Genomic DNA, 12949 nt, shown 5'->3' on the forward strand with positions numbered 1-12949 from the left:
GAGAGACGATGAGCGGACCGCAGGGATCCGATCCCACCCAGCCGTGGGCGGGTCAGCAGCCGGCCGATCCCGCGTGGCAGCCTCAGGGCCCCGAACAGCCGCAGCCGGAGCAGTCGCCCTGGGGTCAGCAGCCGCCCGCCTACGGCCAGCAGCCGCCGGCGTACGGCGGACAGCCGCAGTACCAGCAACCCACCTACGGGCAACCGCAGTACCAGCAGCCGCCGACCGCGTACGGCCCGTCGTCGTATCCGCAGCAGCCCCAGTACGGTCAGCCGCCGCAGTATGGGCAACCACCGCAGTACGGGCAGTACGACCCGAACCAGCAGTACGGCCAGCCGCCGGGGCAGTACGACCCCAATCAGCAGTTCTCCCCGTACTCGTCGACCGATGCGGGGTCCAAGAAGTCGAAGGGTCTCGTCCTCGGCGTGATCGGCGCCCTGGTGGCGGTCGTCATCGTGGTCGTGGGCATCCTGGGCTTCTGGAAGCCGGGTTTCTTCATGACCACCAACCTCGACGTCAAGGCCGCCCAGTCGGGTGTGCAGCAGATCCTCAGTGACTCGACCAACGGCTACGGTGCCAAGAACGTCCAGGACGTCACCTGCAACAACGGGGCCAACCCGAAGGTGGTCAAGGGCGGGACCTTTGACTGCGAGGTCAGCATCGACGGCACCAAGCGCCAGGTGACGGTGACGTTCCAGGACGACAGTGGAACCTACGAGGTCGGCAGGCCCCGCTAGTCCGACGGCAGTCCGTCGAGCGCCTTCTGGAGACGTCCGACGGACGACGTGACGCCGTACTCCCCGGCGAGTTCGGCGACCCGACGCGGATCGCGAGCCGTCAGGGGTAGCACGTCCGATTCGGTGGACGTGCTGACCTCGGCGTCGGTGGCCACTCTGACGACCTTCTCCGCCGCCGTCACGTAGTCGGTCGCCGCGGACAGCTTCTTGCGTTGCGCGGCAGGCATTTTCGACGACGGATCGTGGGCGGCCGCCATGATCCGCTCCAGCGAGCCGTACTGGGCCAGCAGGGTGGATGCGGTCTTGTCGCCGATGCCCGCGACGCCGGGCAGGCCGTCGGACGGGTCACCGCGCAGCAGGGCAAGCTCCGCGTAGGCGGCGCCCGCGCGGTCGAGTGGCACCCCGTACTGCTCGGAGACCTCCCGCGGACCGAAGAGCGTCGCCTTGGCCAGGCCGCGACCGATGTAGAGCACCCTGACCTGATTGGGGTCGTCGGCGACGAGCTGGAGCAGATCGCGGTCCCCGCTCACGACGACGACGGGATCGACGCGTTCGCGGGTCGCGAGCGTGCCGAGGACGTCGTCGGCCTCGAATCCGGGGGCGCCGGCGGTGGCGATGCCAAAGGCATCGAGCATCGCCATGATCATGTCGACCTGCGGCGTGAGGTCGTCGGGCACCTCCTCGACGTCGGGCTCACCGGCGGCGCGTTCCTCCTCCACCCGGTGCGCCTTGTACGACGGAATCAGGTCGACCCGCCACTGTGGCCGCCAGTCGAGGTCCAGGCACACCACGAGCCGCGACGGACGGTGGTTGGTGACGAGGGTGGCGACGGCGTCGAGGAAGCCGCGCAGCGCGTTCACCGGGCGGCCGTCGGGTGCGGTGATGGACGACGGGACCCCGAAGAACGAGCGGAACCACATGCTGGCGCCGTCGAGGAGCAGGACGGGTGCGGTCATCGATTGACAGTAGCGTGCGGTATTGATGGAGCCATGGGCTTGTCCGTGGACCGCATCGACCACGTCGTCGTCAACACGGTCGACGTCGACCGCACCGTCGACTGGTACGTCCGGGTGCTCGGGATGACCCGCGAGGTCTTCGGCGACGGCCGGATCGCGCTGCGGTTCGGCGACCAGAAGCTCAACGTCCGACCCACCGGGGCACCGAACTGGGTGACCGCGGCCGTCGACGCTCCGGGCACCCTGGACCTGTGCTTCGTCGTCGACGCCGACGCGGATGCCGTCGGGGCGCATCTGCGGTCGTGTGGCGTGGAGATCACCGAGGGGCCGGTCGCCAAGACGGGGGCGCTCGGTCCGATGACGTCGCACTACTGCCGCGACCCGGACGGCAACCTGATCGAGGTCGCCACCTATCGGCGCGCCGATTAACCTCGACGACATGGACATCGGGAGATTCGGCACGGACGTATACGCGGGACGCTTGCGGGCGGCGACGGCTGCGGCCGCCGATGCCGGCCTGGCGGGTCTGGTCATCACGCCCGGGTACGACCTGCGCTACCTCGTCGGGTCGCGCGCCCAGACCTTCGAGCGGCTGACCGCGTTGGTGCTGCCCGCGGCCGGTGAGCCCACCGTGGTGGTTCCCCGGATGGAGCTGGCGGCGCTCAAGGACTCCGCGGTGATGGAACTCGGCCTGCGCGTGCACGATTGGGTCGACGGTGACGATCCCTACGCCCTGGTCGCCGACGTGTTCGGCGGTGGCTCGGTCGCCACCGCGGTCACCGACGCCATGCCGGCGCTGCACCTGCTCCCGCTGGCGGAGGTGTTGGGCACCGTGCCGGTGCTGGCCACCAGCGTGCTGCGCCGGCTGCGGATGATCAAGGATGCCGCGGAGGTCGACGCGCTCCGCAAGGCGGGGGCCGCGATCGACCGAGTGCACGCGCGGGTTCCCGAGTTCCTGGTGCCGGGGCGCACCGAAGCCGACGTGGCCGCCGACATCGCCGAAGCGATTGTCGCCGAGGGACATTCGGAAGTGGCGTTCATCATCGTCGGGTCGGGTCCCAATGGTGCCGACCCGCACCACGAATGCTCCGATCGCGTGCTGCAGGCGGGCGACGTGGTGGTCGTCGACGTCGGCGGCCCGTACGAGCCCGGATACAACTCGGATTCCACGCGGACCTACAGCATCGGCCAGCCGGACGACGACGTGGCGGGGCGTTACGCGGTCCTGCAGCGGGCGCAGCAGGCAGCGGTGGCGGCGGTCCGGCCCGGTGTGACTGCCGAGCAGATCGACGCCGCCGCGCGCGACGTGCTCGCCGCGGAGGGGCTGGCGGAGGCCTTCGTGCACCGCACCGGTCACGGCATCGGCCTCTCCGTGCACGAGGAGCCCTACATCGTCGCCGGCAACGATCTGCCGCTCGAGGAGGGCATGGCGTTCAGCATCGAGCCGGGCATCTACTTCCCCGGCTCGTGGGGCGCCCGTATCGAGGACATCGTGATCGTCACCAGTGACGGGGCCCAGTCGGTCAACGACCAGCCCCGCGATCTCGTGGTGGTTCCGGTCTAACCAGGCGGCGCGCCAGCGAGTTCGCCGCGTTCGCGTTGGATGCGTCTGGCGCGGTCTTGGGCGCGGGTGGTCGTGCGCCGCGGCATGGTCAGGCCCGACGCGTGGCCTCTTGGAACGCCGCTCGCCTCAACGGTTCTGGTGGGCTGGGATAGTTCGGGGAACAGTAGTCGGCTGCCCGGTGTGGTGACGTGGGTGCGCCCGTCGGGTGCGGTCCACACAATCGTGCCGTCATCGAGTTGTTGATCCCGCCAACCACTCTCACCACCCCAGAACGTTTTTAAGAGATGATGTCGGCGGCAGAGGCATTTCAGGTTGGACGCCGCCGTCGGGCCGCATGGCCACGGAATCGTATGGTCGACGTCACAATTCGTCGCCGGGGCACGGCAGCCCGGGAAGCGGCACGTCATGTCGCGGCAGCGGACGAAGTCGGCCAGCTTCTTCGAGGGTCGGTACCGGGGTTCCGGTGGGGCTTGGCCGGGGTGCACGATCGGGGTGATCGTGGCCCCGACGGTGGCGCGGCAGGCGATCGCCCCGGGCAGGAACTGGCCACCCATCATCGCCGCGGGCCGAATGGTGGCCAGCCGGCCGGGGGTGGGGGTGAGGGCTTCGGTGAGGGTCAGCTCACGCAGCGGCTTGGCGAACATGGCCGGGGGTTCGCCGTCGAGGGCGGTGCGCTCGGCGGCGGGGGCGGGACTGGCCGGGGTGTCGGCCGACTCCTGTTCCGCGACAGCCTCGTCGGCGATCGCGGCTTCATCGGCGACGGTGTGGTCCGGCGCTGAAACATCGGGCGCAGACGGCGGCAGTGGTGGTGCCGGTGGCGCTGGCGCCGGCCGCTCGTCGAGGGTGAGCGTGTCTTGGCTGGCGATGACGTAGACCACCACCCCCGTCGAGGGTGGATTCTCACCGGCGGGGCAGTCCTCGGACTCGCAGAGGCAGGCCAGGCGGTCCGCGCCGTGGGACAGTGCGCCCATCGCGTCGGAGCGGCGTTGATCCAGGGTGCGGGGATCAGCCGGGCAGACGGTGCGGGCCAGCGCGTCGATCCGGGTGTCGAAGGCCTTGGCGTCGTGGGCGAACAACGTCGCGAAGACCGTCGCCATCCCGCTGCCGTCCTCGTCGCCGATCTCCACCGAGCGGCCCCGGGCCCTAGTCTCGGTGCGGATGACCGCCTGCGGGTCGACTTGGGCGACGAACCCGTCGATCGTCTTCTCCAGCGTTGCCACCGACATGGGTTCCCGGGTGCTCAGCGCCGCCGCCAGCATGGCGTCGAGAGCGTGGAGGGCGTCGGGGTCGACGACCAGGGCGCCGCGCTGCACCACCGTCCGCACCAGCTGATAGGTGATGAGCCCGTCGGCGAACACCGCGGCCACCTGGGGGAACCGTTCGTGTAGCGCCACGGCGATCAACAGTTGGTTGGACGCGGCGCCGGTGGTGATCCGCAGGACCGCCCCGATGTGCGCGGCGACGGCATCGAAGTTGTCGACACACCACAGGTCCCGAGACGCCGACCCGGACGCGGCGTAGGCGGCCTCGAGCATCCCGGCCATCGCCGCGACTTTGCGAGCGCACGCGGCGGACTCCGCCTGAGACCACGCCGGCACTGCATCGGCACCCGACGTACCGGCCGCGGAAGCCACCAACGAATCGAACATACTTGCGAATTTACCGTTGTGAACCGACGGAGAAGCCGAAATACGAGCCGTCGGCCCGGATCTGTGGATGAATCACCCACTGTGCACAACCGAAGCGCCCAGCCCCAAAATGTCAGGGCCGCATGCTAATCCGCGGCGTCAGTCGTCTTGGCTGCGATCGAGGAGATCCGACGACCCGAGGACCCGCTCGATTCGCACCTCGATCACCACGCGCCGGGGGTTGACCCGCGGCGTGCGGTAGCGCTGGGCGTAGCGGAGCTCGGCGTCGCGTACGGCCGCAGGCTCGGCGCTCACCGTCGAACTGCCCTCCAGCGACAGCCACCGGGCTCCGTCCACCTGGCTGAGCACGGCGACGCCTCGTTGGTCGGCGTTCACCGCCTTCTGCGACCCACCCGTGGTGATGACCCGCGCAACGTGGGTCTTGGGATCGAACGTGAATCCGACGGCCACCACGTGCGGCGAATTGTCGGCTCGCAGTGTGGTCAGCATGGCGAGATGCCGTTCGGTCAGGAACGCCAACGCATCGTTCGTCAGTCGCGTAGTTGCCTTCGCCATCGGTGTCCAACTTAGCGCAGGACATAATCGCAACCATGGAGGACACGGCGGACAACCGCCTGGTAGTCGTTTTCGGTGGGCGCAGCGAGATCGCGATCGAACTCGCGACCCGGTTGGCCAGCGGCGCGACGGTGGTGCTGGCCGCGCGCAACGCCGGTCGACTGGCCGACGAAGTCGCGACGGTGACGGCGGCCGGGGCCGGGGCCGTCCACGCTCGCGAGTTCGACGCCGACGCACTCGACTCGCACGCGCCGCTCGTCGCGTCGATCGTCGCCGAGTTCGGCCCGATCACCACCGCGGTGGTGGCCTTCGGGATCCTCGGTGACCAAGCGCGCGCCGAGACCGACCCGGCCCACGCCGCCGCGATCGTGCACACCGACTACACCGCGCAGGTCAGCCTGTTGACCGTGCTGGCGGCGACGATGCGGTCGGCCGGCCGCGGTGCGATCGTGGTGTTCTCGTCGGTGGCCGGCGTGCGACCTCGGCGCGCCAATTACGTGTACGGCTCGGCCAAGTCGGGACTCGACGCGTTCGCCCGTGGGCTGACTGACGCCCTGCACGGCTCGGGTGTTCGCCTGCTGTTGGTGCGGCCGGGTTTCGTCATCGGCCGCATGACCGAGGGGATGTCGCCCGCCCCGCTGTCCAGCACGCCGACCCAGGTGGCCGACGCAGTGGCGGGGGCGCTTGCCAAGGGGCGCAACGAGATCTGGGTGCCGCGGTCGCTGGCCGTGCTGGTCCTCGCATTCCGGCTGACGCCGCGGGCGATCTGGCGTAGGTTGCCCCGATGATCGTCGTCGTAGGAATTGGGGCCGACGGCATGTCGGGGCTGCCCACCGCATCCAGAGTCGAACTTGCCCGGGCCACAACCGTTTACGGATCACCGAGGCAGCTGGATCTACTCGACGACTCCGTGTCTGCGCACCGCCGGGCGTGGCCGTCGCCGCTGCTGCCCGCGTTGCGCGCGCTGCTCGACGACGCCGAGGTCGACGTCCACGTCATCGCCAGCGGTGATCCGCTGCTGCATGGGATCGGCAACACCCTAATCCGGATGTACGGGCCAGAGCGGGTTGCGGTCCTGCCGCACGTGTCGTCGGTGACGTTGGCCTGTGCACGTGTCGGCTGGGCGGTGCAGGACACCGAGATCATCAGCCTCGTCACCGCGCGAGTGCACACCGCCGTGCGCCGCGGAGGCCAGGCGGTGGTGTTGTCGCGGGACGCCGACAGCCCCGCCACGTTGGCGCGGTTGCTCGCCGAGACCGGGCGCGGAGACTCCGAACTCACCATTCTCGAGCAGCTCGGCGGCCCGCAGGAGCGCCGCAGGTCGGCCACCGCGCGGGAGTGGGCGGGCCGCCCCCCGCACGACGTGGACAAGCTCAACGTCATGGCGGTGCGGTATCTGCCCGACGACCGGGTGGCCCATGCGCTGCCCGACGACGTCTTCGCCCACGACGGGCAGATCACCAAACAGTCGGTCCGGGCGGTCACGCTCGCGGCGCTGGGTCCGCGTCCCGGCGAGCTGCTGTGGGACGTCGGATCGGGTTCCGGGAGCATCGCCGTCGAGTGGTGCCGCAGCGCATCCGGTTGTGCGGCGGTGGCATTCGAACGCGACGAGGTTCGCCGGGCCCGCATCGAGACCAACGCGATCACCTTCGGTGCCGCCGTGGACGTGCGCGGGGCGGCACCGGTCCACTTCGACGGTGCCCCCGAGCCCGCCGCCGTCTTCGTCGGCGGCGGCCTGACGCAGCCCGGGCTGCTCGAGGGCTGCTTCGAGCACTTGCCCGTCGGCGGTCGACTGGTCGCCAACGTCGTCACCGTGGAGTCCGAAGCGGTGGTCGCGCAATGGTATTCGCGGATCGGGGGAACGTTGAGACGGTTTCAGCACTACCACGGTGAGCCCGTCGGTGGCTTCACCGGCTGGCGCGCCGCGATGCCGGTCACCCAGTGGATGGTGACCAAGCGATGACCGTCTACTTCATCGGCGCCGGGCCGGGTGCGGCCGATCTGATCACCGTCCGCGGGGAACGCCTGCTGAAGCGGTGCCCGGTGTGCCTCTACGCGGGCTCGATCATGCCCGAGGATCTCTTGGCGCTGTGCCCGCCGGACGCCAGGGTGGTCGACACGGGACCGCTGACCCTGGAGCAGATCGTCACCGAGCTCACCGACGCACACGCCGCAGGGCTGGACGTCGCGCGCCTGCACTCCGGGGACCCGTCCATCTACAGCGCGTTGGCCGAACAGTGCCGCCGGCTCGACGCGGCCGGCGTCGACTACGAGGTGGTTCCGGGGGTGCCCGCCTTCGCGGCCGCGGCTGCCGCACTGGGTCGCGAGCTGACCCTGCCCGGGGTCGCCCAGACCGTGACGCTGACCCGGGTCGCGACCCTGTCGACGGCGATGCCGCCGGGGGAGGACCTGCAGACGCTGTCGAAACCCGGTGCCACGTTGGTCCTGCACTTGGCGGCCGCTCAGGTCGACGCGATCGTCCCCGATCTGCTCGCCGGTGGATACGGTACCGAAACCCCCTGTGCGGTGGTCGCGTTCGCGTCATGGCCGCAGGAGACGGTCTTGCGGTGCAGTCTTGGCGAGTTGGCCGAACGCGTTCACGCGGCCGGGGTCACCCGCACCGCCGTCATCATCGTCGGCGACGTGCTCGCGGCCGACGGCTTCTCCGACAGCTACCTCTACTCGTCGGGGCGTCGCCGCGGAAGTCGGCACTGATGCGCGTGCTGCTCCTCGGTGGGACGGCCGAGGCGCGGGCGCTGGCCGCCGAGTTGAATCCCGACGTGACGGTGGTCAGCTCGCTCGCCGGGCGTGTCCCGGATCCGGCCTTGCCGGTCGGCGACGTTCGCATCGGAGGGTTCGGAGGAGTCGACGGGCTGCGCCGCTGGTTGCGCGACGAGCGGGTCGACGCCGTCGTCGACGCCACCCACCCGTTCGCCGCCCGCATCACCGCCAACGCGGCGCGAGCCTGCCGCGAGGAGCGCCTGCCACACGTCGTCCTGGCGCGACCGGCATGGCCGCCCGGTAACGCCGTCGTGGTCGGCTCGGACGTCGAGGCCGCGGACGTGGTGGCCCGCAACCACCATTCGCGGGTCTTCCTCACCACCGGGCGCTCCGGAAGCGCAGCGTTCGCCGCCGTCGACGCGTGGTTCCTGATCCGCGCGGTCACCCCGCCGGACGACGTGGAGTTGCCGCCGCGCCACCACCTGCTGCTCTCGCGTGGCCCGTACCGCTACGCCGACGAGCGAAAGCTGTTGGAGGAGTACCGGATCGACGCACTGGTGACGAAGAACAGCGGGGGCGACATGACGCGGGACAAGGTCACCGCCGCCGTCGACCTCGGCATCCCCGTGATCATGGTGCAGCGGCCGGGTCTGCCCGACGACGTGCGTGCGGTGCCCACCGTGGCCGACGCCGCGGCGTGGGTCAGGGCGCTCTGACCAGATCCAGACTGCCGAGTTCGCGGATGGCCTGGCAGCCGCGCTGCATCATCACCAGCATCATGTCGTCGCCGCGCTCGGTCGAGATCGAGAACGCGCAGCCGAGCACCGAGAGGAACGGCACCTGCAGCATGCCGACGCGGTAGTCGTGCCAACAGGCGTCGACGTCGTAATCGGTCATGCCGTAAGCGGACAACTCCGCGAAGTAGGCGGCGACGAGGTCTCGGTCGACGGCCGACCGGGTCTCGGGCGTCAGGCTGGTGCCGGTGAAGTACGCCAGGTCGCGGGCGGGCAGTCCGACGCCCAGCGTCTGCCAGTCGACGACGGTGACGTGACTGCGGTCGGGCGTGAACAGCAGGTTGTCCAGGCGGTAGTCGCCGTGCATCAGCGCGAAGCGATCGCGGTCGGCCATCAGCCAGGGCGTGACGGCCGACATGGCCTCGGTGATGGTGTCGCGATCCTCGGGCGTCATCCGCGAACCCAGTCGGTCGAGCGTCATCTGCGAGGCCATCACGGCGACGTCGCCGAGCCCCTTCATGGCGTCCTCGGTGGCCGTCGACATGACCAGGCCCTCGAACTCCGACCACCTCGGGTCACACCACGTGGGGCCGTGCAGGCCTGCCAGCGCGCGGACGGCCAGCTCAGCCTCGGCGGCCGTACAGCCGGCAATCTGGTCACCCTGGACCGCGGGCGCCATGTCGGCCAGCAGGAGCACGAAATCGCCGCCGTCCTCGGAGATTTCGCAGTGGAAGTGTCGGGGGATCGGCACCCGGACGACGTCCGCGACGTCGGTGTAGAAGGCGTGTTCGGAGCGATACCCGAGGGCGACGCGGTCGCGTACGGCGTCGTCCTGGGAGGAGAGCTTGACCGCGAACGTGTCGGGCAGTCCCGTCGTGTCGGTCGCGTATTTCACCGCGAGGCGGTAGGTGGCGCCCGTCTGGCCGGTGCCGATCGGGGTGACGTCCACGGATCGAACCTCGGTCGCGAGCACGTCTTCGACCCACTGCGGCGTCACGTCCGTCGGACTGCGGGGGATCGAGACGGCCGGCGGGATACGCCCAGTCATGGGGCCGGACAGTAACCGCCCCGCTGGACACTTGTCTACTCCCGCTCGGTCGCCACCGCGTTGACGGCGGCCGCGGCCATCGCGCTGCCGCCTCGGCGTCCCGTCACCACGAGGTAGTCCATCCCGCGCGGGCGATCGATGAGCTCGTCCTTGGACTGCGCCGACCCCACGAAGCCCACGGGCCCGCCCAGCACGGCGGCGGGCACGGGTGCGCCCTCGTCGAGCAGTTCGAGCAACCGGAACAGGGCGGTGGGCGCGTTGCCGATGGCCACCACCGCGCCACCGAGTCGGTCGGCCCACAGGTCCACGCCCGCCGCGGAGCGCGTGCTGCCCATCTTCGCGGCCAGGTCGGCCGCCCGCGGATCGGCCACCAGCGAGACCACCTCGTTGTCGGCGGGAAGGCGGGTGCGGGTGATGCCCGCGGCGACCATGGAGGAGTCGCACAGCACCGGCGCCCCCGCGGCCAGGGCGCGATGGGCGGCTTCGGCGACGCCCGGCGTGAACGCGACGTGGTCTGCGACGTCCACCTGACCGCAGGTGTGGATCAACCGGACGACCACGCGCGACACGTCGTCGGGAAACCGTGCCAGATCGGCCTCGTCGCGAATCATCGCGAACGATTGACGGTAGATCTCGGCGGCGTCGCGGGTGTAGTCGAGCACCCGATCACCCTACGGGTGGCGCGCCTCGTAGCCGCTCTCGGTGGCGACCAGAACCTCGCCGACCGGGGGGCTCCCGCAGGCGCGTTCGCACCCCACGAAGTGCCGGTGCGAACCCCCGGTTCCGTCGTGCACGGCGGCCGCGGCGTCGCGACGGACGTCGGCGACGGAGTGCGCGCAGCCCGGGCTGCCCGTGCAGGCGCTGACGTCGAGCCACGGTGACGCCTCGTCGAAGACCAGCCCGAGGGGGGCGAGCACGCGCAGGGCGGTGTCGGCGATCTCCTCGTCGAGGTCGAACACCAGCACCGAGCGCCACGGCGTGATCACCACGGGGGACCCGACCGCCGCGAGGTACTCGGCGACCCTGGTCTTCAACACGCCGAGGGGCACGGCGGCGCCGAGGGCAACCAGTCCGTCGTCCTGGGGGAGCCAGCCCACCGGGGGGCGGGCGACGGGAGGCCACGTCCTGCCTGGTTCCGCGGTCGGCGTCAGCCCCTCGAGGAGAGGGCTGACGTCGTCGAGTTCGATTGTCCGCCACGCCGTTCCACGAACGTCGGCGAACCTCTCGGCCACCCGGATCAGCAGCGGCACGCCGTCGCGGGTGCGCACGCCGGTGTCGACGCCACCCACCAGCAGCGCGGCGGTCTCGTCGTCGAGGAAGTGCAGGCCGACGTCGGCTCCCAGTCCGGACACGTCGCCACGGCCGTCGTCCAGGGCGAACATGAACCGTCCCGGCAGGCGTGCCAGCCGGTCGTTCGACTGGATCGCGGAGTCGAGGGCGCGGACCAGGTCCCGCACGTCGGCGGTACCGCCTTGACGGCCCGTCAAGGGTGAGGCGACCACGTTGCGCACCCGTTCGTGGGTGGGCGAGGGCAGCAGGCCCGCGTCGGCGATGGCGTCGGCCAGCCCGTCGGCGTCGGTGATCCCGCGGATTTGCACGTTGCCGCGCGAGGTCAGTTCCATTGCCGGGGAACCGAACCGGGCGGCGGCGAGCGCCAGCGCCTCCAGCTGGGGTGCCTCGATCATGCCGCCGGGCAGGCGCACCCTGGCCAGTGCGCCGTCGGCGGCCTGGTGCACGGCGAGCGCGCCGGGGCACGCGTCGTCGTCGCGGGTTCGGGCCATCCCCCTACGGTACGGCGACCAGACGTACCGGCGCCACGACCTCCGAGTAGTGCGACGCGTCGCCCGCGACGACGCGGCTGGGCGTGCCGTGCACGTCGACCGGGACGTCGCCGGCCAGGGTCACGCGGCTCAGGCGGCGGTACTGGTCGTCGTAGTCGGACACGGCGTAGTGTTGCGTGGCCCGGTTGTCCCAGATGGCCAGATCGCCGGGGCTCCAGTTCCACCGAATCGTGTTCTCCAGCTTCGTCACCCGGGCCTGCAGCAGTTGCAGGAGCGTGGTCGACTCGCCCGAGCCGAGGCCGACGAACCTCTTGACGAAGTGACCGAGCAGCAGCACCCGCCGTCCCGTCTCCGGGTGGACGCGGACCACCGGATGTTCGGTCTCGAAGTGCTCGGAGACGAACTCCTCGCGGTACTCGCGGACGGTGTCGGCATCGCGGTGGTCTTCGTCCTCGGCGAAGTCCTTGACGTAGTCGTAGTCGTTCGTGTGGATCGCCCACAGGTTCTCGGCGAGGGCGGCGAGCGGCGCAGGCAGCTGGTCGTAGGCGGCCTCGGTGGACGCCCACGTGGTCGTGCCGCCGTACTCGGGCAGGGTGATCGCCCGCAGCAGCGACGCCTTGGGAATCCGGTCGACGAAGGTGACGTCGGTGTGCCAGGAGTTGGCCTTGTCGTACCGCGAGTCGATGGGCAGCACGTCGGCGCCGCGCGAGGTCACCGTGGGGTGCGCGACGGTGGGCGTGCCGAGAGTCCTGGCGAAGTCGAGTTGGCCCTCGTCGTCGAGGTGGTGCTGGTCGCGGAACAAGATCACCTTGTGCTCGAGGAGGGCGTCGTTGACCGCCTCGACGGTCGACGCCGGGAGATCGCCTCCGAGTCGAACGCCGTCGATGCGGGCGCCGATGTTCGCGCCGAGCTTCACGATCACGGGGGAGTTGGCCATGGCTCATTGGCTCACGGCCGGCCGGTCGTGGACAGCCTTCGGCTACCGACGATTCGAACTCCCCCTCGTTGTGACTCCCGTCACACCAGCGCGCGACCTGTTCGGTCCCGCACCAAACCCACTTAACCGGTACCGCCGGTACTACCTTCAACTCAACTCGTTGGCACGACGCAGGAGGAACGGCAATGGTGGGACTCGTCGCATTCGCGGCAGTGGTGCTCGTACTACTGGCAATACTCGGGCTGCCCTACGACCAATCGTGGTACG

The 12949-nt window shown here is 70.3% G+C and carries 14 protein-coding genes; 7 read left to right on the forward strand and 7 right to left on the reverse strand.

Annotation, left to right across the window (positions count from 1 at the left end):
- Nucleotides 1-8: 8 nt before the first annotated feature.
- Complete coding sequence (locus H7J06_RS17225; protein ID WP_264040205.1) at nucleotides 9-737, forward strand: DUF4333 domain-containing protein; 729 nt, start codon at nucleotides 9-11, stop codon at nucleotides 735-737.
- Here H7J06_RS17225 and H7J06_RS17230 read toward each other — a convergent pair.
- Nucleotides 734-1693: a 5'-3' exonuclease gene (locus tag H7J06_RS17230; RefSeq protein ID WP_264040206.1), complete on the reverse strand. Its 960-nt coding sequence runs from the start codon at nucleotides 1691-1693 to the stop codon at nucleotides 734-736. The two genes, H7J06_RS17225 and H7J06_RS17230, sit on opposite strands and share 4 nt — an antisense overlap.
- A 33-nt stretch (nucleotides 1694-1726) precedes the next feature.
- Between H7J06_RS17230 and H7J06_RS17235 the strand changes: the two genes are divergently transcribed.
- Both H7J06_RS17235 and H7J06_RS17240 read left to right on the forward strand, forming a co-directional pair.
- Nucleotides 1727-2122 carry a VOC family protein gene (locus H7J06_RS17235; RefSeq protein ID WP_264040207.1) on the forward strand — a complete coding sequence of 132 codons (396 nt, stop codon included), beginning with the start codon at nucleotides 1727-1729 and terminating at the stop codon, nucleotides 2120-2122.
- 10 nt (nucleotides 2123-2132) lie between these two features.
- Nucleotides 2133-3257 (forward strand): M24 family metallopeptidase, encoded by a 1125-nt coding sequence (locus tag H7J06_RS17240; RefSeq protein ID WP_264040209.1) that lies wholly within the window; start codon nucleotides 2133-2135, stop codon nucleotides 3255-3257.
- Here the strand turns inward: H7J06_RS17240 and H7J06_RS17245 are convergent.
- Nucleotides 3254-4906, reverse strand: a complete 1653-nt coding sequence (locus tag H7J06_RS17245; protein ID WP_264040210.1) for an HNH endonuclease signature motif containing protein — start codon at nucleotides 4904-4906, stop codon at nucleotides 3254-3256. The two genes, H7J06_RS17240 and H7J06_RS17245, sit on opposite strands and share 4 nt — an antisense overlap.
- Before the next feature lie 138 nt (nucleotides 4907-5044).
- Nucleotides 5045-5461, reverse strand: coding sequence for a F420-dependent biliverdin reductase (locus tag H7J06_RS17250; RefSeq protein WP_264040211.1), 417 nt, complete (start codon nucleotides 5459-5461; stop codon nucleotides 5045-5047).
- Between the two features lie 35 nt (nucleotides 5462-5496).
- Between H7J06_RS17250 and H7J06_RS17255 the strand changes: the two genes are divergently transcribed.
- The 4 genes from H7J06_RS17255 to H7J06_RS17270 are packed head-to-tail and all read left to right on the forward strand — an operon-like array spanning nucleotide 5497 to nucleotide 8898.
- Nucleotides 5497-6249: an SDR family NAD(P)-dependent oxidoreductase gene (locus H7J06_RS17255; RefSeq protein ID WP_264040212.1), complete on the forward strand. Its 753-nt coding sequence runs from the start codon at nucleotides 5497-5499 to the stop codon at nucleotides 6247-6249.
- Nucleotides 6246-7424: a precorrin-6y C5,15-methyltransferase (decarboxylating) subunit CbiE gene (gene cbiE / locus H7J06_RS17260; RefSeq protein ID WP_264040213.1), complete on the forward strand. Its 1179-nt coding sequence runs from the start codon at nucleotides 6246-6248 to the stop codon at nucleotides 7422-7424. Before H7J06_RS17255 ends, cbiE begins: the two co-directional genes overlap by 4 nt.
- The gene (gene cobM / locus H7J06_RS17265; RefSeq protein WP_264040214.1) at nucleotides 7421-8176 is read left to right on the forward strand and encodes a precorrin-4 C(11)-methyltransferase; all 756 of its coding nucleotides are present in this window, start codon (nucleotides 7421-7423) and stop codon (nucleotides 8174-8176) included. The genes cbiE and cobM overlap by 4 nt, the downstream gene beginning before the upstream one ends.
- Nucleotides 8176-8898 (forward strand): cobalt-precorrin-6A reductase, encoded by a 723-nt coding sequence (locus H7J06_RS17270; RefSeq protein ID WP_264040215.1) that lies wholly within the window; start codon nucleotides 8176-8178, stop codon nucleotides 8896-8898. The genes cobM and H7J06_RS17270 overlap by 1 nt, the downstream gene beginning before the upstream one ends.
- Here H7J06_RS17270 and H7J06_RS17275 read toward each other — a convergent pair.
- The 4 genes from H7J06_RS17275 to H7J06_RS17290 are packed head-to-tail and all read right to left on the reverse strand — an operon-like array spanning nucleotide 8885 to nucleotide 12682.
- Nucleotides 8885-9964 (reverse strand): phosphotransferase family protein, encoded by a 1080-nt coding sequence (locus tag H7J06_RS17275; RefSeq protein ID WP_264040216.1) that lies wholly within the window; start codon nucleotides 9962-9964, stop codon nucleotides 8885-8887. The two genes, H7J06_RS17270 and H7J06_RS17275, sit on opposite strands and share 14 nt — an antisense overlap.
- Before the next feature lie 35 nt (nucleotides 9965-9999).
- A complete protein-coding gene (locus H7J06_RS17280) occupies nucleotides 10000-10626 on the reverse strand; it encodes a precorrin-8X methylmutase (protein ID WP_264040217.1) in 627 nt (208 codons plus the stop codon).
- Nucleotides 10627-10635: 9 nt separating this feature from the next.
- Nucleotides 10636-11745, reverse strand: a complete 1110-nt coding sequence (gene cobG / locus H7J06_RS17285; RefSeq protein WP_264040218.1) for a precorrin-3B synthase — start codon at nucleotides 11743-11745, stop codon at nucleotides 10636-10638.
- Nucleotides 11746-11749: 4 nt separating this feature from the next.
- Nucleotides 11750-12682, reverse strand: coding sequence for a TauD/TfdA dioxygenase family protein (locus tag H7J06_RS17290; RefSeq protein WP_264040219.1), 933 nt, complete (start codon nucleotides 12680-12682; stop codon nucleotides 11750-11752).
- Between the last annotated feature and the right edge of the window lie 267 nt (nucleotides 12683-12949).

The organism is Mycolicibacterium hodleri (assembly GCF_025822245.1).
GTDB classification, from domain to species: Bacteria; Actinomycetota; Actinomycetes; order Mycobacteriales; family Mycobacteriaceae; genus Mycobacterium; species Mycobacterium hodleri.

What these genes read in the sequence shown, in the direction of transcription:
- cobM (WP_264040214.1), top strand. Translation starts at nt 7,421, where the DNA reads ATGACCGTCTACTTCATCGGCGCCGGGCCGGGTGCGGCCGATCTGATC.
- H7J06_RS17245 (WP_264040210.1), bottom strand. Translation starts at nt 4,906, where the DNA reads ATGTTCGATTCGTTGGTGGCTTCCGCGGCCGGTACGTCGGGTGCCGAT.
- H7J06_RS17225 (WP_264040205.1), top strand. Translation starts at nt 9, where the DNA reads ATGAGCGGACCGCAGGGATCCGATCCCACCCAGCCGTGGGCGGGTCAG.
- H7J06_RS17240 (WP_264040209.1), top strand. Translation starts at nt 2,133, where the DNA reads ATGGACATCGGGAGATTCGGCACGGACGTATACGCGGGACGCTTGCGG.
- H7J06_RS17255 (WP_264040212.1), top strand. Translation starts at nt 5,497, where the DNA reads ATGGAGGACACGGCGGACAACCGCCTGGTAGTCGTTTTCGGTGGGCGC.
- H7J06_RS17270 (WP_264040215.1), top strand. Translation starts at nt 8,176, where the DNA reads ATGCGCGTGCTGCTCCTCGGTGGGACGGCCGAGGCGCGGGCGCTGGCC.
- H7J06_RS17290 (WP_264040219.1), bottom strand. Translation starts at nt 12,682, where the DNA reads ATGGCCAACTCCCCCGTGATCGTGAAGCTCGGCGCGAACATCGGCGCC.
- H7J06_RS17250 (WP_264040211.1), bottom strand. Translation starts at nt 5,461, where the DNA reads ATGGCGAAGGCAACTACGCGACTGACGAACGATGCGTTGGCGTTCCTG.
- cbiE (WP_264040213.1), top strand. Translation starts at nt 6,246, where the DNA reads ATGATCGTCGTCGTAGGAATTGGGGCCGACGGCATGTCGGGGCTGCCC.
- H7J06_RS17275 (WP_264040216.1), bottom strand. Translation starts at nt 9,964, where the DNA reads ATGACTGGGCGTATCCCGCCGGCCGTCTCGATCCCCCGCAGTCCGACG.
- cobG (WP_264040218.1), bottom strand. Translation starts at nt 11,745, where the DNA reads ATGGCCCGAACCCGCGACGACGACGCGTGCCCCGGCGCGCTCGCCGTG.
- H7J06_RS17235 (WP_264040207.1), top strand. Translation starts at nt 1,727, where the DNA reads ATGGGCTTGTCCGTGGACCGCATCGACCACGTCGTCGTCAACACGGTC.
- H7J06_RS17230 (WP_264040206.1), bottom strand. Translation starts at nt 1,693, where the DNA reads ATGACCGCACCCGTCCTGCTCCTCGACGGCGCCAGCATGTGGTTCCGC.